The following is an 18,513-nucleotide window of genomic DNA, read 5'->3' as shown; positions in this document are numbered from 1 at the left end:
CGACTCGGAGACAGTCTGCCGTGGATGGGGTGGTCAGCTGGGGATTACCCGGTCAACAATCCATGACGAGCCACTAGCGCAGGCGGCGCCGGCGCACCGCGTCGCGCGCGACGATGAACACGAGCAGGGCCGCCGAGCCGATCAGGTACAGGCTCTCCACGTGTCCTTCGTGGTTGCCGATGAGCATCAGCAGCAGGAACGCCGCGACGACCAGAGCCATGACGCGGAAGAACTTGGGGGCTTCCCCGCTCCAACCCCACTCGGCCGACGGCACTTCCGCCGCCACATCACCACGAGTGGACTGCAACTCGGTACCGGCCACGGTTTCCTCCTGCTCACCAGATGCTGCTGTTGCTGCTTATCGTGACATACGACCCCGCGTCGTACGAAGCGGGGCATGCGTGCGGTGCGTTCCGATGGGTGGAAGCCGGGCGGTTCAGGAACCGTTCAGGTGCGTGGGGAACAATGCTCGCGTGGCCGAGACTCGATCTTCTTCCCGCACCCGGGTGCTCCTGCTGGGCAGTACCGGTTCCATCGGTACCCAGGCACTCGACGTGATCGCCGCCAATCCCGACGACTTCGAAGTCGTCGGTCTCGCCGCGGGCGGAGGCAAGACGGACCTGCTCGCCGAACAGATCCGCGCGACCGGCGTCCGCGAGGTCGCCGTGGCCGACCCTGACGCTGCCGCACGTCTCGACCTGCCGGTCCGGAGCGGCCCGACCGCCGTCACCGAACTCGTACGCGAAGTCGAGGCCGACGTCGTGCTCAACGCCCTCGTCGGCTCCCTCGGTCTCGAACCGACCCTCGCGGCGCTCGGCACCGGCGCGCGACTCGCATTGGCGAACAAGGAGTCGCTGGTCGCGGGCGGGTCGCTCGTCACGAAGGCGGCGGGGCCGGGCCAGATCGTGCCCGTCGACTCGGAGCACTCCGCGCTCGCGCAGTGCCTGCGCGGCGGCACCGGCGACGAGGTGGCGCGTCTCGTGCTCACCGCCTCGGGCGGTCCGTTCCGCGGCTGGACCGCCGATCGCCTCGAATCGGTGACGCCCGAACAGGCCGGCGCCCACCCCACCTGGTCGATGGGGCCGATGAACACCCTCAACTCGGCGACCCTCGTCAACAAGGGACTCGAACTCATCGAGACCCACCTGCTCTTCGGTGTGGACTACGACCGGATCGACGTGACGGTGCACCCGCAGTCGATCGTGCACTCGATGGTCACCTTCGTCGACGGATCGACCCTTGCCCAGGCATCGCCGCCGTCGATGAAGCTGCCGATCGCGCTGGCCCTCGGCTGGCCGCACCGCGTCCCGCACGCCGCCCCGGCACTCGACTTCTCGACCGCGTCCACCTGGGAGTTCGAACCCCTCGACGACGACGTCTTCCCCGCCGTGCGGCTCGCGCGCCAAGCGGGCGTGGGCGGCGGATGCCTCACCGCCGTCTACAACGCGGCCAACGAGGTCGCCGCCGAGGCCTTCCTCGCGGGGACGCTGTCGTTCCCGCGGATCGTTCGGACGGTCGAGGCCGTGCTGAACGACGCACACGAGTGGTCCGCCGAACCCAGTACCGTGGACGACGTGCTCGCCGCCGACGGCTGGGCCCGCGACCGGGCGCGCACACTCGTATAGGAGGATCGGCCACTCATGATGTTCGTACTGGGCGTGGTGGTGTTCGCCCTCGGCATCGCCGTCTCCATCGCCCTGCACGAGGCCGGCCACATGTGGACGGCGCAGAAGCTGGGCATGAAGGTCCGGCGCTATTACATCGGGTTCGGTCCCCGTGTGTTCGCCTTCCGCCGCGGGGAGACCGAATACGGTCTCAAAGCGGTTCCGGCCGGCGGGTTCTGCGACATCGCCGGCATGACGGCCCTGGACGAACTCGCGCCCGACGAGGTCGAGCGCGCGATGTACAAGCAGAAGACGTGGAAGCGTCTCGTCGTGATGTCGGGTGGCATCGCGATGAACTTCCTGCTCGGCATCGTGCTCATCTACGGCCTCGCTGCCAGCGCGGGACTGCCCAACACCGACAACCGCGCGGTGGTCGGCACCGTCGGCTGTGCCGCGCCGACCCAGGACGGGCCGCCCGACTACACCCCGGCCGACTGCTCGGGTCCCGGCCCGGCCGAGCAGGCCGGCATCGAACCCGGCGATGTGATCGTCGCCGTGGACGGGCAGTCCGTCGAGACCTTCGGCGACCTCGTCCGGGCCACGCAGCCCCTGTCGGGCACCGTACCGTTCACCGTCGAGCGTGGTGACGAGACCCTCACCGTGCCCGTCACGGTCCAGCAGGTCCAGCGCTGGGTCTACGAGAGCGAGTCGCTCGACGCCGAACCCGTCTCCCGCACCGTCGGTGCGATCGGGGTCGGGGGAGAGCCGGGCATCATCGAGTACACGCCGCTCTCGGCGATCCCCGCGACCTTCGACTTCACCGGTTACCTGGCGGTCCGCACGGCCGAGGCCCTCGTGAGCCTGCCGAGTAAGGTCGCCGACCTGTGGACGGCCGTCACCGGGGGAGAGCGCGCGGTCGACACCCCGGTCAGTGTCGTGGGCGCCAGTGTCATCGGCGGCCAGTTCGCCGAGCGCGGCATCTGGGAGTCGTTCGTGTTGTTGCTCGCTCAGCTGAACTTCTTCCTCGGTGCGTTCAACCTCCTCCCGCTGCTGCCGCTCGACGGTGGGCACATGGCCGTCGCGATCTACGAGAAGGCCCGCAACTGGCTGCGCGGCCTGCGCGGACTGCCGGTCGGCCCTCCCGTGGACTACATGAAACTGCTGCCGCTGACCTATGTGGCGGTGGTCATCGGTGGCGCCTACATGGTGCTCACCCTTACAGCAGACATCGTCAACCCCATCAAGCTGTTCTGATCTGCGCCGGTAGACTTGCCGAGTAGCGACGAAAGAAGGCGAACTGTGACCAGCCCCGTCGGATTGGGCATGCCCGAAATTCCTGCGGTCCTCGCACCCCGACGCAAGACCCGCCAGCTCATGGTCGGAAATGTCGGCGTCGGCAGCGATCATCCGGTGTCCGTGCAGTCGATGACCACCACGAAGACGCACGACGTGAACGCCACCCTCCAGCAGATCGCGGAGCTCACGGCGTCCGGCTGCGACATCGTGCGTGTCGCGTGCCCGCGTCAGGAGGACGCCGACGCACTCCCGATCATCGCGAAGAAGAGCAAGATCCCGGTAATCGCCGACATCCACTTCCAGCCGCGGTACATCTTCGCCGCGATCGACGCCGGTTGCGCGGCCGTGCGCGTCAATCCCGGCAACATCAAGGAATTCGACGGTCGTGTCAAAGAGGTCGCGAAGGCGGCCGGCGATGCGGGAATCCCCATCCGCATCGGCGTCAACGCCGGTTCGCTCGATCCCCGCCTGATGGCCAAGTACGGCAAGGCCACCCCGGAAGCGCTCGTCGAGTCGGCGTTGTGGGAGGCGAGCCTGTTCGAGGAACACGGCTTCGGCGACATCAAGATCTCCGTCAAGCACAACGACCCCGTCGTGATGGTCGAGGCCTACCGGCAGCTCGCCGCGCAGTGCGACTACCCGCTGCACCTCGGTGTGACCGAGGCCGGCCCCGCCTTCCAGGGCACCATCAAGTCGGCCGTCGCCTTCGGTGCGCTGCTGAGCGAGGGCATCGGCGACACCATCCGCGTGTCCCTGTCGGCGCCGCCCGCCGAGGAGATCAAGGTCGGCACGCAGATCCTGCAGTCGCTGAACCTGCGTCCCCGCAAACTCGAGATCGTCTCGTGCCCGTCCTGCGGGCGTGCCCAGGTGGACGTCTACTCCCTCGCCAACGAGGTCACCGCCGGACTCGAGGGCATGGAGGTGCCGCTGCGGGTCGCGGTGATGGGTTGCGTCGTGAACGGACCCGGTGAGGCTCGTGAGGCGGACCTCGGTGTGGCCTCCGGAAACGGCAAGGGCCAGATCTTCGTCAAGGGCAAGGTCATCAAGACCGTGCCCGAGGCGCAGATCGTCGAGACCCTCATCGAGGAAGCGATGCGCATCGCCGACGAGATGGACGGCAACGACTCGGGCGGCGGCCCCGTGGTGTCGGTCGGCTGATACGGGTGGGGCGCACGGGACGGCGTTCTCTCACTTTCGAGGACTCAGGTTTCCACGCCGCCGTCCGGCATGGCACTCTGATCTCGTATCGGCTTCTCGACGGGTGGTGAGCGAGTGCTCAAGCTTCTGGGCGTCCGGTCGTTGGGCGGACGTGACACCGCCGCGGTGCTCCGGGTGCTCTCCCGCGACCCCGTGGCCGCGTGCATGGTGGCCGGCCGCGTCGAGGAGTACGGACTCGACGGGCGTGCCGTCGGCGGCGAGATGTGGAGCCGCGGAGGCCCCGAGACCTCGCTGTGTTTCTCCGGCGCGAACCTCATTCCGCTGCTGGGCAGTCCGGACGACATCCAGGCGTTCGCCGAGCGCGCGAGTCGCGGGCCGCGGTTGTGTTCGTCCATCGTCGGTCGCGCCGAGTACGCGCTGCCCATGTGGGAGCGGCTCGAATCCACGTGGGGCGCTCCCCGCGAGGTGCGCGCCGAACAACCCCTCCTCGTCCTCGACCGCGAACCGCTCGTGGACCCCGACCCGCTGGTCCGGCCCGTGCGGACCGACGAACTGGATGTGTATCTGCCCGCCGCGATCTCGATGTTCATCGAGGAGGTCGGCATCGATCCGCGAACCGGCGACGGCGGTGCGGGTTACCGGCGCCGCGTCGCGAGCCTGATCGCGGCGGGACGCGCCTGGGCGCGGTTCGAGGACGGACAGGTCGTGTTCAAGGCGGAGGTGGGTTTGCAGTCGTCCACGGTGGGCCAGATCCAGGGCGTCTGGGTCGATCCCGCGCATCGTGGCTCGGGCCTCGGCACGATCGGCACGGCCGCCGTGGCCTGCGCGGTCGCTCGCAGTGGTCGCCTGCCCAGCCTCTACGTCAACAGCTTCAACGCCCCGGCTCGTGGAGCCTACGCCCGCGCGGGTTTCCGTCAGGTCGCGACGTTCTCCACGGTGCTGCTCGACTGATTTCCCGTCGGCTCTGCCTACGATGACGGGCGATGAGACCTCGAAGTTCCACCCCGGCATCCCCGTACGCACGCGCACTCCGGATCGGCGCTGTGTGGTCGGCGGCCGTCGTGCTCCTCGGCCTGGCCGTCGCGTGCACGCCGCGGCCGGCCGGGCCGGAGGCCGCCGCCCAGGCGTTTCTCGACTCGTTCGCCGCGCAGGACGTCGCGTCGGCGGCGGATCGCACCGACCGCCCCGACGACGCGGCCGTCGCGATGCAGGAGGTCCTGGACGGGCTTCAAGCCGAATCCCTCATCGCCACAACGACATCCACCCGGATCAGCGGCGACTCCGCGACCGTGGGCTACAACTACGAGTGGCACCTGCCGAAGGAACGGGTATGGCAGTACACCGGTGAGCTCAACATGGGGCGCAGCGGGAACGACTGGATCGTGCGGTGGGCGAAGTCCGCGCTGCACCCGCAGCTCGGCGAACGGCAGACCATGCAGCTCCGCAGCAGCCCGGCGCCGCGTGCCCGGGTCAACGAGCACGCAGGCAGCGACATCCTCGTCCCCGGCACGGTTTACGGCATCGCCTTCGACGCCGCGCAGACCACCGACGTCGCCGGCGCCGCACGACAGCTCGCGTCGACGTTGTCGGAGTTCGATTCCTCGCTCACGGCGCAGGCGATCGCGGAATCGGTGACGGCCTCCTCCGGGCCGCGCTCGGTGATGCGACTGCGCGAGGACGACTACGAGCGCGTCGCCCCACGTCTCGCCGGGATCGACGGTGTCGTGGTGACCGAGCAGGCCGACCTCGTCGCGACCGATCGCAACTTCGCGCCGGATCTCGTGGGTCAGATCAAGAAGACCGTCATCGACGAGGTCGACGGCACGGCCGGGTGGAGCGTCGTCGTGGTGAACCAGTACGGCGTGGACACCGGGGTGCTCACCGAGACGCCGCCGCAACCGGTGCCGTCGTTCTCGGTCAGTCTCGACCGTCCCCTCCAGCTCGCGGCCCAGGCGGCCGTCGATGCCCGCACCGAGCAGGCGATGACGGTCGTGATCGAGGCGTCCACGGGTGCGGTGCTGGCGGTGGCCCAGAACAAGGCCGCCGACCGGGACGGCCCGGTCGCGCTGGCCGGCCAGTACCCGCCGGGCTCGACGTTCAAGATCGTCACCTCGGGTGCGGCGATCGCCGAGGGGAGCGCGACCCCGAACACGATGGTGCCGTGCCCGGGCCGCATCACGATCGGTGAGCGCAGCGTGCCGAACTACAACGAGTTCGAGCTCGGGACGGTCTCTCTCGCTACCGCTTTCGCCCGATCCTGCAACACCTCCTTCGCCAAGCTCGCCTCCGAGATGGCCCCGGACGCGCTGACCGTCGCCGCTTCGCAGTTCGGTATCGGTGTGGACTACGAGGTGGTCGGGATGCCGACCTTCACCGGATCGGTTCCGCCCGCGGAGGATCTCGTCGAACGGACCGAGGACGGCTTCGGCCAGGGCAAGGTGGTCGTGAGCCCGTTCGGGATGGCGCTCACCGCGGCGACGGTCGCCGCCGGCCGTACCCCGGTGCCCTATCTCATCGCGGGTCGCGAGACCGTTGTGAGCGGTTCGCCGCCGCCGGTGACGCCGGAGATGGTGGAGGGTCTGCGCGAGATGATGCGCCTGGTGATCACGAGCGGTACCGCCGACCGCATCCGGGACCAGGGCGACGTCTACGGCAAGACCGGCGAGGCCGAGGTCGAGGGCGGGTCGCACTCGTGGTTCGTCGGTTACCGCGGTGATCTGGCGTTCGCGACGCTCGTCGTGCGCGGCGGCAGCTCCGACAACGCGGTCGCGGTCACCCGCGACATGTTCGCCGCCCTGCCGCCGGAATACGACGAGGGAGCCTGAGCTCAGGTCGTACTCGCGGGCCGACCGTCGCGCCGGCCCGCGAGTCGCGTCACCAGCCACAGCACCACACCGATCCCGAGCAGCACCCCGGCCGTCCGGTACTGGGTCACGGGCCGGTCGACCCACGGCAGGACGAGGAACAGGCAACTGGCCGCCCCGAGCACCGGAAGGATCGTCGGCGCGCGGAAGTGCCGGTGCTCCACGTGGTCCCGGCGCAGGACCAGGGCGGCGACGTTGACGATCGCGAACACCCCCAGCAGGAGCAGCGCCGTCGTCCCTCCGAGTTCGGGCACCCCGCCGACGAAGACGACGAGACCGACCGCGAGCAGCGTCGTGAACGCGATCGCGACATAGGGCGTGCGGCGCGTGGGGTGCACCCGCCCCAGGACGGCGGGCAGGACGTCCTCGCGGGCGATGCCGTAGACCAGCCGGCTCGCCATCAGCATGTTGATCAGCGCGGTGTTGGCCACCGCGAACATCGTGACGAAGGCGAAGATCCCGACCGGGAACGCCGGCGCGCCGACCTCGACCACCCGCAGCAAGGGCGTCTCGCCCGCCCCGAGCTCCTCGGGCGCGACGAGCGCGATCGCGGTGATCGAAACGAGCACGTACACCAACGCGGCGAGACCCAGGCCGAGCAGCAGCATCCGGGGGAAGATCCGGGTGGGCTCCTTGCACTCCTCGGCCATGTTCACCGAATCCTCGAACCCCACCATCGCGAAGAAGGCCAGGGCCGTCCCTGCGACCACCGCGGAGAAGACGGACCGGTCGCCGGGATCGATCTCGACCACACGCGAGAAGTCCCCGCCGCCGAAACCCAACGCCCACATGCCGATCGCGACGATGATGAGCAGGCCGCCCAACTCGACCATCGTGAGCACCACGTTGGTCTTCACGCTCTCGCCGACCCCGCGGAAGTTGATCACCGCCAGGACGAGGACGAAGACCAGCGCGATCACGGTGATCCCGGCCGTGCCGGCCAGGTCGAGGCCGAAGGCCTCGGCGAAGTTCGCGGCGAACGCCCGCGCAGCAGTGGCGGCAGAGGTGATGCCCGAGGACATCACGGCGAAGGCCACCAGGAAGGTCAGGAAATGCACGCCGAACGCCTTGTGCGTGTAGAGCGCCGCTCCGGCCGCCCGCGGATACTTCGTGACCAGCTCCAGATAGCTGAACGCGGTCACCGTCGCGACGGCGAACGCGACGAGGAACGGCAGCCACACCACGCCGCCGACCTCGTTCGCGACCTCCCCGGTGAGGGCATAGATGCCGGTGCCCAGGATGTCGCCGATGACGAACAGCAGGAGCAGACCCGGTCCGAGGACGCGGACGAGCTGGGGTGAGTCGGTCGTCTCGGCCACCGCAGGCCCCCTTCCGCACCCTGTCCGCCGATGGGGGACCGGCCGGATATCAGGGCAGCAGACCCGATTTTCGCGCGGCGACGACGGCCTCGTGGCGGGAATGGACGTCGAGCTTGCTCATGGCGCTGCGCAGGTAGCTCTTGACCGTCTCGGCACCGACCGACAGGCGCTGGGCGATCTCGGCGTTGCTGCACCCCAGCGCCACATGGGACAGCACGTCGGTCTCGCGCGGGGACAGCACGACGTCCGTCGGTTCCGGTTCCGTTCCGTCGAGCACCCCGGCGAGACGGTCGGACAACGAGCGGAGCTTCTCCTGCAGCGCCGGATCGGTCGTGCCCTGCGCGAGCACCCGCAGCTCGGCGTGGACCTCGCGGACCTGCGCGGTCGCGACGGGATCGCGGTCGCCGGACGACCGCTCGAGCATCGCAAGTCGCCGATCGACCTCGTCGCGCACCTCGATCTCGTGCGCGAGACGTGCGGCCGCCTGCGCGAACGCCGTCACCGCCCGATCACCGACCGGCGCGCACTCGCGCGCGGCGCCGTACAACACCGCGCGGGCCTTGCCCTCGACGAGTACCGGCACGGCGAGGATGGACCGCAATCCCTCGTACAGAACGGGACGGTCGAAGTGGTGCGTGATCGACGCAGAGCGACCGTAGTCCGACACCGTCACCACCCGCGACTCCGCGAGGACGCGACCGCCGAGACCGGCCCGCGGAGGCACCACGACCCCCGCCAGGCTGTTGGTGCGGGTGCCGAAGAATTCGCTGAGCTGCAGCGATCCCTGCTGGACCTCGCCGGCGAAGACCACCGGCAACTGTGCCTGCGCCGCGGTGCGGCGGAGTTCACCGCGCAGGGCATCACCGTCACGGGGACGCAGCAGCGCCGACGAGGAGGACGACACGAACGCCACCCCTTTCCGGGGGTATCGGGGAACATGGTGTGACTCGAATCATAGACGTCGAACGGGTGTGCTCCACAGATCAGGAACACCCTGGCCGGTACGGACGAAAGGACCACAATGGGCGACACAGCGAGCCGCGTGCGGACACTGCTCGAGCGGTACGACACGGCAGACGCCTGCGCAGCCCGACTGCTGTGCGACGACCATCCCGCCGACGCGGTGGCGTTCACCGTCGTCGACGCGGACCTGAGCTCCACCGATCTCACCTACGGTGAGCTCCGCGAACGGTCGATCCGCTTCGCCGCGGCGCTGGCGGATCTCGGTGTCGAACCCGGCGACCACGTCGCGACGCTCATGGGCAAGTCGGCAGACCTGGTGGTCGCGGTTCTCGGTATCTGGCGTCGCGGCGCCGTGCACGTGCCGCTCTTCACCGCCTTCGCCCCGCCGGCGATCGCCTTCCGGCTCGACGCGAGCGGCACCAAGGTGGTCGTGGCCGATCGTGATCAGGCCGGCAAGCTCGCCGCCGGATCGGATCATCCCGCCGAGGTGCCGTGGCAGGTCGTCGTGGCCGGTGAGGGAGACGCCGACGCGTCCGGGCGTGGGGCCCGCGACTTCGGCGAGCTGGTCGCCGCGCAGTCGGCCGACGACCCGCGTGGCGAGGCCGTCGCCGTCGGCGCCGAGGGGCGCCTGGTCCAGCTGTTCACCTCCGGCACGACCGGCACTCCCAAGGGTGTTCCCGTCCCGGTGAAGGCGCTGGCGTCCTTCCACGCCTACCTGGAGTTCGGCCTCGACGTGCGCAAGGACGACGTCTTCTGGAACGCGGCCGATCCGGGATGGGCGTACGGGCTCTACTACGCGCTACTCGGACCGCTCGCGGCCGGTCGGCGCAGCCTCCTGCTGCACGCCGGTTTCTCGCCCGCGCTCACCTGGCAGATCCTCGACACCTTCGGGGTGACCAACTTCGCGGCGGCCCCGACGGTCTACCGCAGCCTCAAGGCCGACACCGCCGAGCACCCGCCGGTGCGGCTGCGTCGTGCCTCCTCGGCCGGTGAGCCGCTGACCCCGGACGTCCTCGAGTGGTCGAAGGAGACCCTCGGTGTCGTGGTGCGCGACCAGTACGGACAGACCGAACACGGCATGTTCGTCGTCGACGCGTGGGCGGACGAGCTGCGCGAGGACACCCCGGCGCGTTCGATGGGCAAGCCGCTGCCGGGCTGGAGCTGCGCGGTGCTGCGCGAGGACAGCGACGAGATCGCCGAGCCCGGTGAGGTCGGACGCGTCGCGATCGACGTGCACGCGAGCCCGCTCGTGTGGTTCACCGGCTACGTCGACGCACCCGAGAAGACCGCCGACCGGTTCAGCGAGGACGGCCGCTGGTACCTGACCGGCGACGCCGGCAAGGTCGACGAGAACGGCTTCTTCTTCTTCTCGTCCCGCGACGACGACGTGATCATCATGGCCGGTTACCGCATCGGCCCGTTCGACGTCGAGTCGGTGCTCGTGATGCACCCCGACGTGATCGAGGCCGCCGTGGTGGGTCTGCCGGACGAACTGCGGGGGGAGGTCCTCGAGGCGTTCGTGGTGCTGCGGGAGGGTGTCGAGGGCGACGACGCGGTCGAGGCGGAGCTGCAGAAGCTCGTGAAGCAGAAGTACGCCGCCCACGCCTACCCGCGCGCGGTGCACTTCGTGCCGCACCTGCCCAAGACGCCGAGCGGCAAGGTCCAGCGCTTCAAGCTGCGCCAGGCGGGCGCTGTGGGCTGATCGGCGCACGACGGCCCGATCGGTGGATGACGGGGGAGCGGGGCGCGGCGGCTAATCTGGAAGTCATGGCTACCCGCGCTCCGCTCGTCCCCGGCACTCCGACTCCCGTCCGGGAGGTGCCCGCATCGATCGAACGGCCGGAGTACGTGTGGAAGCCCACGGCGAAGGAAGGCAACGAGCCGTGGGTGCAGACACCCGAGACGATCGAGAAGATGCGACTCGCGTCGAAGATCGCCGCACAGGCCCTCGTCGAGGCCGGTAAGGTTGTCGCGCCGGGCGTGACCACCGACGAGATCGACCGCGTCGCGCACGAGTACATGTGCGACCACGGCGCCTACCCGTCGACCCTCGGCTACCGCGGCTTCACCAAGTCGTGCTGCACCTCGCTCAACGAGGTCATCTGCCATGGCATCCCCGACTCGACCGTCGTCGAGGACGGCGACATCGTCAACATCGACGTCACCGCCTACATCGACGGCGTCCACGGCGACACCAACGCCACCTTCCTGGCCGGCGACGTCTCCGAGGACGTCCGCCTGCTCGTCGATCGCACCCGCGAGGCCACGATGCGCGGCATCAAGGCGGTCAAGCCGGGCCGGGCCCTCAACGTCATCGGCCGGGTCATCGAGTCCTACGCCAACCGCTTCGGCTACGGCGTCGTCCGCGACTTCACCGGCCATGGTATCGGCGAGACCTTCCACAACGGCCTGGTGATCCTGCACTACGACCGGCCCGACATCGACACGATCATCGAGCCCGGCATGGTGTTCACCATCGAACCGATGATCAACCTCGGTACGCCCGACTACGAGATCTGGGACGACGGCTGGACGGTCGTCACCAAGGACCGCAAGTGGACCGCGCAGTTCGAGCACACCATCGTCGTCACCGACACCGGCGCCGAGATCCTCACCCTGCCGTGACCTCCGCTCGCTGAGCGAGCACGGAGTTCGGCCCCCCCCCCGCAAGGGGGGGGGGCCGAACCTGTTCCGGAAGGCGGCCGGCCTGGGGTGCCGCGTTGCGGGCGACCTGTCAGGTCGCGCCCACGCACACCGCGGCCACCAGCAGGGGGGAGCACCACCAGGGTCGTCGTCGGCGACGCGTCGACGATCCACGACCACAGCGACGACCACGACCGGGTCCACGTGACGAGGGTCGCGGCGAGACCGCCGATCACGACGACGGACGCGGCGGCCGTCAGCAGACCCGTTGCGCGCCAACGGTGCTGGATTGCCCCGACGAGCATCGACAGCGCAACGATCAGGAGCATGGTGGCGAAGAAGCCCAGGAACTGCACCACGGAACTGTCGGTGACGAAACGCAGGATCCCGAACCTCCGCATGTCCACTCCCCAGCCCGTCGTCGATACGGCAAGAGGCGGAGCACGGACTGCGGCCATGTAGCGTTTGCCCATGGAATCGAGGACGGTGACCACGCCCGGTGGGGACGTGCAGGTTCGGATCGGCGGCCCCGAAAGTCGTTACACGGTGCTTCTCTTCCCCGACGTGGGGGAGGACGCAGGTGTGTACGACGTCGTGTGCGAGCGGCTGCACACGTCCGACCTGCGGACGATCGTGGTCGAGAAGATCGACGGACTCGCGCCCGCCGACGTGTTCGCCCTACTGGACGCCCTCGCCCTGCCCTGGGTTCATCTGGCGGGCAGCGGCGCGGGAGCCGAGCTGGCCTGGGCCGTCGCCGCAGGACGCTTCGGACGCTTCGCGAGCCTGGTGGTCGCCGACCGCGGCCATCCCGCGGTCGCGGATCGTGACGGCACGGTGCGCGACGCGTCGGCGCCGCCCGCGGAGGTGCCCACCACGATCGTCGTGGGCGATGCCTCGCGTCGACCCGAAGCGGACGCATCGATGCGCTACGTGACGGGAGAGTTCCGGGTGGTCGAACTCGCCGGGGTCGCCAACGTGCCCGCCGAGGCGCCCACCGACTTCGCGTCCGCGATCGCGCTGCGCACCGGAAGCTGGTGAGACGCGTGTGGCCAGCGGCCCGGAGAGGGCAGCAGGCCCCACGGCGCTGGTGAAGGTGCTCGGAGACCCCGAAGTTCAGAGACCCAGCAGGGCGTTCTCGACGAGTTCGGGCAGCGCGGGGTGGATCCAGTACTGCCCGGTCGCCATCTCCCGCGCGGGCAGACCGAACGACATGGCCTGGATGAGGGGCTGGATGACCGTCGACGCCTGGGCCCCGATGATGTGGGCGCCGAGCAGCAGACCCGTCGACCGATCGGCGATCAGCTTGCAGAAACCTTCGGTGTCCTCCATGGCCCAGCCGTAGGCGACGTTGCCGTAGTCCTGGATCTTGACGGAGATGTCGAATCCCACCTCCCGGGCCTCGGCCTCGGTGAGACCGACCGACGCGATCTGCGGATCGGTGAACACCGCGGAGGGGACGTAGCGGTGGTCCGTCCGCTGCAGACCCGTGGTGTTGCCGCTCCACGCGTCGTGCAACAGGTTGTGCTGGACGACCCGCGCCTCGTGGTTGGCCACGTGCTTGAGCTGGTAGGGCGACGACACGTCGCCGAGGGCGAACACACCCGCCGCGGACGTGCGCTGGAACTCGTCGACCACGATCCGGCCCTTCGCATCGAGTTCGATGCCGGCCGCCGCGGCGTCGAGCAGGTCACCGTTGGGCTGCCGACCTGTCGCGACGAGCAGGGCGTCGCCGCTCACGACGGTGCCGTCGGCGAGTTCGACCTCCACGCCGTCGCCGACCGGACGGAACGCCCGGGCCGGATTGGCGAGGTGGACGTCCCACTTGGCCGCGGCGAGCGCCGTGAACCGCTCGGAGACGTCGGCGTCGAGGTGCCGCAGTAGACGGTCGGTCCGCGCGATCACCGACACCCGCGTGCCGAGCGCCGAGAAGACGTGGGCGAACTCCATCGCGATGAAACCCGTCCCGAGGATTACGAGGGACTCGGGCAGTTTAGGCAACCGCATGATGCCGTCGCTCGTGTGATATCTCACACCGGAATCGAGTACCTCCTGCGGGATCGCGGGCCGCGAACCGGCCGCGACGACCACCTGGTCCGCGGTGATCACCTCACCGGTTCCGGTGTCGATGCGGCGCTCGCCGACGAACCGCGCGTGACCGTCGTAGACGGTGACGTTCGCGCAGTCCTCGCGGCGGTAGCGCTCGCCGCCCGCAGCGATGGGATCGATGCGACCGAAGACCCGGTCGACGATGTCGTTCCACCGCACTCCGTCGATCGACGCGTCGACGCCGTACTTCGCCGCGGTGCGGACCGTGTGGGCGACCTCCGCGGCGTAGACGTACATCTTCGTGGGGATGCAGCCCACGTTGAGGCAGGTGCCCCCGAAGGTGCCTTCTTCGAGGAGAGCGACGCGCTTCCCGTCGTACCGCTCGTCGAGGATCGAATTCCCCGATCCTGTGCCGATGATCGCGAGGTCGTAGTGGGTCACGCGTGCTCTCCCGTGAGTCGGTGCAGTACGGAAACGGTGGCGGAGTCGTCGGAGTCGTCGGCCTCGGTTCGGGAACCGGAGGTGTCCGCCTCGTCCGCTCCGTCCAACCATTCCAGCCACAAGTCCAATTCCCGGAAGGCCTCCGCCAGGGGACCGGGTGTGGACAGGAACACGTCGTGACGGGCACCGTCGATCGGCACGATCGTCGTGCGGTTGCCGAGGCATCCCGCCCATCGGGCTATCTGGCGGACGTCGAGGACCGCGTCGACGGTGTCGACGCTCGCGTCGTACCGCGGAGCGAAGCGCGAGGCACCGGACCGCAGGATCAGCGACGGCACCCCGATGTCGAGCCCGCGGTGCAGGACGGCCTGGCCCCGCCGCACGGCACGTAACCAGCCGAAGCGGACGGGGAACCCGGTCAACGGCTTCCAGTCGAGGTCGTAGCGCCAGCCGTCGCACTGCAGGCTGCGGCCGTAGGCCTCGGTCTTCGGCAGCGGTATGAGCGCGCGCGGGCGGAGGCGGCCGACGATGTCGACGGCCGCCGTGCCGACATTGCGCAGGTAGGACGGTCCCTGCAGGTCGAACCACGGACTGTTCAGGACGAGACCCACGATGCCCGCCGCGGCAACCCCGCCGGGCCGGCGACGGAGACGGTCGAGCCACAACGGCAGGACGAGCCCGCCCGTCGAGTGGGCCGCCAGCAGCACACCGCCACCGACCTCCTCGCGCACCACGCGCAGCGCCTCGTCGAGTTCGGCGTCGTAGTGGGAGAGATCGGTGACGAAGTGAGGGGTGTGCCCGGGTGCCCGCGAACGACCGCACTTGCGCAGGTCCAGCGCGAAGAAGCGGTAACCGCGCGCCGCGAAGTGCTCGGCGAGGTGCTGCTGGAAGAAGTAATCGGTGAAGCCGTGGACGTAGAGCACCGCCCGGTCGGGGAGATCGGTAGACGGAGGCTGGTAGCGCACCAGGGTCGCCGAGATCTCGCCTTCGCCGTCGGGGTCGGTGCCCAGCGGCAGTTCGAGCTGTTCGTAGCCGTCTCCGAGGACGTCAGGACGCCAAGTAGTCACTATCACACCCTAGGTGTGTTCGCCGACCACCGCTCATGGGTACACAATGAGGTGAAATGAAACGCCGGACCACGCGCGGGTAACCTGTCGGTCGCATTCGCGCGCCGCGTTGACGGGACACCCACGCGAGACGGTACCTCCGTACTTCGGCGGCGCGTGCGAACCAGACAAGGAAGTCGATTTCCCAGTGTCAGAGAACGTAGTAGCGAAAACCGATGTAGTGCTCGTGGGCGCGGGCATCATGAGCGCAACCCTCGGTGCGTTGTTGCGTCAGGTGCAGCCCGACTGGTCGATCACCGCGTTCGAGCGCCTCGACGCCGCGGCCGCCGAGAGCAGCGACCCCTGGAACAACGCCGGTACGGGCCACTCCGCGCTGTGTGAGCTCAACTACACTCCTGAGAAGCCGGACGGTTCGGTCGACATCGCGAAGGCCGTCAACGTCAACGAGCAGTTCCAGGTCTCGCGCCAGTTCTGGGCGTACGCCGTCGACAACGGCATTCTGTCCGACCCCAAGAACTTCATCAATCCGGTTCCGCACGTCAGCTTCGTACACGGCGCCGAGAACGTGAAGTACCTGCGTGCCCGCTACGACGCCCTTGCCGGCCATCCCCTCTTCGAGGGCATGGAGTACACCGAGAGCCCCGAGGTCTTCACCGAGCGTCTGCCGCTCATGGGCAAGGGCCGCGACTTCTCCGACCCGGTTGCCCTGAATTGGACGCAGACCGGCACCGACATCGACTTCGGTGCCCTCACCAAGCAGCTCATCAACCACGTCGCGGCCTCCGGCGGCACCGTCTTCTTCGGCCACGACGTCACCGACGTGTCCAAGCAGTCCGATGGCAGCTGGATCGTGAAGGTCCGCAACCGCCGCACCGGCGAGTCGCGCAAGGTCCAGGCGAAGTTCGTCTTCGTCGGCGCCGGCGGCGGCGCGCTGCACCTGCTGCAGAAGTCGGGCATCAAGGAGATCAAGGGCTTCGGTGGCTTCCCCGTCTCCGGTGCCTTCCTGCGCTGCACCAATCCCGAGGTCATCGCGCAGCACAGCGCCAAGGTCTACGGCAAGGCCGCGGTCGGTGCCCCTCCGATGTCGGTGCCGCACCTCGACACCCGCGTCATCGGCGGCAAGCAGGGTCTGCTCTTCGGTCCCTACGCCGGCTGGTCGCCCAAGTTCCTCAAACAGGGCGGCATCATGGACCTGCCCAAGTCCGTCAAGCCCGGCAACCTGATGTCGATGCTCGGCGTCGGCGTCACCGAGCTCGGCCTGGTCAAGTACCTCGTCGGTGAGCTCATGCAGTCGCCCGCCGACCGCATCGGCACCCTCGCCGAGTTCGTGCCCGAGGCGCGCCTCGAGGACTGGGAGCTCATCGTCGCCGGCCAGCGTGTGCAGGTCATCCGCCGCAAGGGTGCGGGCGGTGTCCTCGAGTTCGGTACCGCCGTGGTCAACGCGGGTGACGGTTCGATCGCCGGTCTGCTCGGTGCGTCGCCGGGTGCCTCGACGGCCGTTCCGGCCATGCTCGACGTCCTCGAGCGCTGCTTCCCGCAGCAGTGGGCGGGCTGGCAGTCCAAGCTCCGCGAAATGGTCCCGTCGCTCGGTCTGAAGCTGTCCGACAACCCCGACCTGTTCCGCCAGGTATGGGACCACAGCACGAAGTCGCTGCAGCTCGACGTCGTCTCCGACACCGTGGCCGAGGCACCCGCAGAGGCCGCCGCGGTCTGATCCGATCACTGCACCTGTGGCCCGGGGCGATGCCCGGGCCACAGGTGTCCCGAAGGTGGGTCCGATCGGATTCGCCCCGACACGAGAGATGGGGAGATGCCCGTGTCCGCTGCCGCTGAGGACGAGACCAGTTACCTGGTCGGACTCGATCTCCGTGGACGCCGCGTCGTGATCGTCGGAGGAGGCAGCGTCGCGCAGCGGCGTCTCGGTCTGCTCGTCGCGTCCGGCGCCGACGTCCACGTGGTCGCCCGGGCCGCGACCCCCGTGGTCGAGAGCATGGCGACGAAGGGCCGCATCTCCCTCGACCTGCGCGACTACCGCGACGGCGACCTCGACGGCGCGTGGTACGCCATGGCCTGCACCGACGAACCCGAGACCAACGCAGCGGTCGTCGCCGAAGCCGAACGCAACAGGATCTTCTGCGTCCGCGCGGACAACGCCCGTCACGGCAGTGCCGTCACCCCCGCCACGGCCCGCTACGAGGGTCTGACCGTCGGCGTCCTCGCCGGTGGCGACCACCGCCGGTCCGCCGCCGTGCGCACCTCGATCCGTGACGCCCTCGCCGGAGCGGCCGTCGCCGAGTTCGCCGAGACCGCGCCGAAGCCGGTCGGCGTCGCCCTAGTGGGCGGAGGACCGGGCGATCCCGACCTGATCACCGTGCGCGGTCGACGCCTCCTCACCCGAGCCGACGTGGTCGTCGCCGACCATCTCGCCCCGCAGGAACTGCTCGCGGAACTCGACTCGCACGTCGAGGTGATCGACGCGGCGAAGCTCCCGTACGGACGGGCCATGGCCCAGCAGGTCATCAACGAGACCCTCATCGACCGCGCAAAGGCCGGCAAGTTCGTCGTCCGACTCAAGGGCGGCGACCCGTACGTCTTCGGTCGCGGTTACGAGGAGCTCGAGGCCTGCACCGCGGCCGGCATCCCGGTGACCGTCGTCCCCGGCATCACCAGCGCGATCTCCGTGCCGTCCGCGGCCGGGATCCCCGTCACCCACCGTGGGGTCACCCACGAATTCGTCGTGGCCAGCGGCCACGTCGCGCCCGGACATCCCGACTCGCTCACCGACTGGGACGCGCTCGCCAAGCTGCGCGGCACCCTGGTCCTGCTCATGGCCGTCGAACGCATCGAGCAGTTCGCCGACGCCCTGATCGCCGGCGGACGTCCCACCGACACCCCCGTGGTCGTCGTGCAGGAGGGCACGCTGAGCAGCCAACGTGTGGTGCGTGCCGATCTGTCGACCGTCGCTCAGCGTGTCCGGGACGAGGCCGTGCGCCCGCCCGCGATCGTCGTGATCGGGCCGGTGGCTGGATTCGGACTCGATCCGCGGACCGGCTCCGACTCGGACGGTGGGTAACGTTGGATCACGTGTCAGCCACTTCGCATCCGTCGGCCA

At 69.2% G+C, this 18,513-nt stretch carries 15 protein-coding genes; 10 read left to right on the top strand and 5 right to left on the bottom strand.

The window, feature by feature from the left end:
- Nucleotides 1-73: 73 nt before the first annotated feature.
- Nucleotides 74-322: a DUF2631 domain-containing protein gene (locus A5767_RS14285; RefSeq protein WP_064852546.1), complete on the bottom strand. Its 249-nt coding sequence runs from the start codon at nt 320-322 to the stop codon at nt 74-76.
- 151 nt (nt 323-473) lie between these two features.
- Here A5767_RS14285 and dxr point away from each other — a divergent pair, with 151 nt between their 5' ends.
- The 5 genes from dxr to A5767_RS14260 all read left to right on the top strand — a co-directional run bounded on the left by dxr (nt 474) and on the right by A5767_RS14260 (nt 6,883).
- Nucleotides 474-1,625 (top strand): 1-deoxy-D-xylulose-5-phosphate reductoisomerase, encoded by a 1,152-nt coding sequence (gene dxr / locus A5767_RS14280; RefSeq protein ID WP_064852545.1) that lies wholly within the window; start codon nt 474-476, stop codon nt 1,623-1,625.
- 15 nt (nt 1,626-1,640) lie between these two features.
- Nucleotides 1,641-2,858 carry a M50 family metallopeptidase gene (locus tag A5767_RS14275; protein ID WP_024100644.1) on the top strand — a complete coding sequence of 406 codons (1,218 nt, stop codon included), beginning with the start codon at nt 1,641-1,643 and terminating at the stop codon, nt 2,856-2,858.
- 45 nt (nt 2,859-2,903) lie between these two features.
- Nucleotides 2,904-4,058: a flavodoxin-dependent (E)-4-hydroxy-3-methylbut-2-enyl-diphosphate synthase gene (gene ispG, locus A5767_RS14270; protein ID WP_006554253.1), complete on the top strand. Its 1,155-nt coding sequence runs from the start codon at nt 2,904-2,906 to the stop codon at nt 4,056-4,058.
- A 114-nt stretch (nt 4,059-4,172) separates the two neighbouring features.
- The gene (locus A5767_RS14265) at nt 4,173-5,009 is read left to right on the top strand and encodes a GNAT family N-acetyltransferase (RefSeq protein ID WP_064852544.1); all 837 of its coding nucleotides are present in this window, start codon (nt 4,173-4,175) and stop codon (nt 5,007-5,009) included.
- A 32-nt stretch (nt 5,010-5,041) separates the two neighbouring features.
- A complete protein-coding gene (locus A5767_RS14260) occupies nt 5,042-6,883 on the top strand; it encodes a penicillin-binding transpeptidase domain-containing protein (protein WP_197483248.1) in 1,842 nt (613 codons plus the stop codon).
- A 2-nt stretch (nt 6,884-6,885) separates the two neighbouring features.
- Here A5767_RS14260 and A5767_RS14255 read toward each other — a convergent pair whose 3' ends face one another.
- Together A5767_RS14255 and A5767_RS14250 are read right to left on the bottom strand one after the other, a co-directional pair.
- Nucleotides 6,886-8,241: an APC family permease gene (locus tag A5767_RS14255; RefSeq protein WP_019289129.1), complete on the bottom strand. Its 1,356-nt coding sequence runs from the start codon at nt 8,239-8,241 to the stop codon at nt 6,886-6,888.
- A gap of 49 nt (nt 8,242-8,290) precedes the next feature.
- The gene (locus A5767_RS14250; protein ID WP_006554249.1) at nt 8,291-9,154 is read right to left on the bottom strand and encodes a LuxR C-terminal-related transcriptional regulator; all 864 of its coding nucleotides are present in this window, start codon (nt 9,152-9,154) and stop codon (nt 8,291-8,293) included.
- Nucleotides 9,155-9,262: 108 nt separating this feature from the next.
- Between A5767_RS14250 and A5767_RS14245 the strand changes: the two genes are divergently transcribed.
- From A5767_RS14245 to A5767_RS14235, 3 genes are all read left to right on the top strand, one after another.
- Nucleotides 9,263-10,906, top strand: a complete 1,644-nt coding sequence (locus A5767_RS14245; protein ID WP_006554248.1) for an AMP-binding protein — start codon at nt 9,263-9,265, stop codon at nt 10,904-10,906.
- A gap of 65 nt (nt 10,907-10,971) precedes the next feature.
- Complete coding sequence (gene map / locus A5767_RS14240; RefSeq protein WP_006554247.1) at nt 10,972-11,829, top strand: type I methionyl aminopeptidase; 858 nt, start codon at nt 10,972-10,974, stop codon at nt 11,827-11,829.
- Nucleotides 11,830-12,318: 489 nt separating this feature from the next.
- Nucleotides 12,319-12,885 (top strand): alpha/beta fold hydrolase, encoded by a 567-nt coding sequence (locus A5767_RS14235; RefSeq protein ID WP_064852543.1) that lies wholly within the window; start codon nt 12,319-12,321, stop codon nt 12,883-12,885.
- A 75-nt stretch (nt 12,886-12,960) separates the two neighbouring features.
- Here the strand turns inward: A5767_RS14235 and mtr are convergent, their stop codons facing one another.
- Complete coding sequence (mtr, locus tag A5767_RS14230; RefSeq protein WP_064852542.1) at nt 12,961-14,334, bottom strand: mycothione reductase; 1,374 nt, start codon at nt 14,332-14,334, stop codon at nt 12,961-12,963.
- Nucleotides 14,331-15,401, bottom strand: coding sequence for an alpha/beta hydrolase (locus A5767_RS14225; RefSeq protein ID WP_064061050.1), 1,071 nt, complete (start codon nt 15,399-15,401; stop codon nt 14,331-14,333). Before A5767_RS14225 ends, mtr begins: the two co-directional genes overlap by 4 nt.
- 187 nt (nt 15,402-15,588) lie before the next feature.
- Between A5767_RS14225 and mqo the strand changes: the two genes are divergently transcribed.
- Nucleotides 15,589-17,115: a malate dehydrogenase (quinone) gene (mqo, locus tag A5767_RS14220; protein ID WP_024100652.1), complete on the top strand. Its 1,527-nt coding sequence runs from the start codon at nt 15,589-15,591 to the stop codon at nt 17,113-17,115.
- Nucleotides 17,116-17,211: 96 nt separating this feature from the next.
- The gene (cobA, locus tag A5767_RS14215) at nt 17,212-18,474 is read left to right on the top strand and encodes a uroporphyrinogen-III C-methyltransferase (RefSeq protein ID WP_006554239.1); all 1,263 of its coding nucleotides are present in this window, start codon (nt 17,212-17,214) and stop codon (nt 18,472-18,474) included.
- The last annotated feature ends 39 nt before the right edge of the window (nt 18,475-18,513 follow it).

This window comes from Rhodococcus sp. 852002-51564_SCH6189132-a, assembly GCF_001665495.1.
GTDB classification, from domain to species: Bacteria; Actinomycetota; Actinomycetes; order Mycobacteriales; family Mycobacteriaceae; genus Rhodococcus; species Rhodococcus pyridinivorans.
Note: the sequence above shows the minus strand (reverse complement) of the source record. Positions and strands in the feature narration are given on the sequence as shown.

What these genes read in the sequence shown, in the direction of transcription:
- A5767_RS14275 (WP_024100644.1), top strand. Translation starts at nt 1,641, where the DNA reads ATGATGTTCGTACTGGGCGTGGTGGTGTTCGCCCTCGGCATCGCCGTC.
- A5767_RS14245 (WP_006554248.1), top strand. Translation starts at nt 9,263, where the DNA reads ATGGGCGACACAGCGAGCCGCGTGCGGACACTGCTCGAGCGGTACGAC.
- map (WP_006554247.1), top strand. Translation starts at nt 10,972, where the DNA reads ATGGCTACCCGCGCTCCGCTCGTCCCCGGCACTCCGACTCCCGTCCGG.
- cobA (WP_006554239.1), top strand. Translation starts at nt 17,212, where the DNA reads ATGCCCGTGTCCGCTGCCGCTGAGGACGAGACCAGTTACCTGGTCGGA.
- A5767_RS14260 (WP_197483248.1), top strand. Translation starts at nt 5,042, where the DNA reads ATGAGACCTCGAAGTTCCACCCCGGCATCCCCGTACGCACGCGCACTC.
- A5767_RS14235 (WP_064852543.1), top strand. Translation starts at nt 12,319, where the DNA reads ATGGAATCGAGGACGGTGACCACGCCCGGTGGGGACGTGCAGGTTCGG.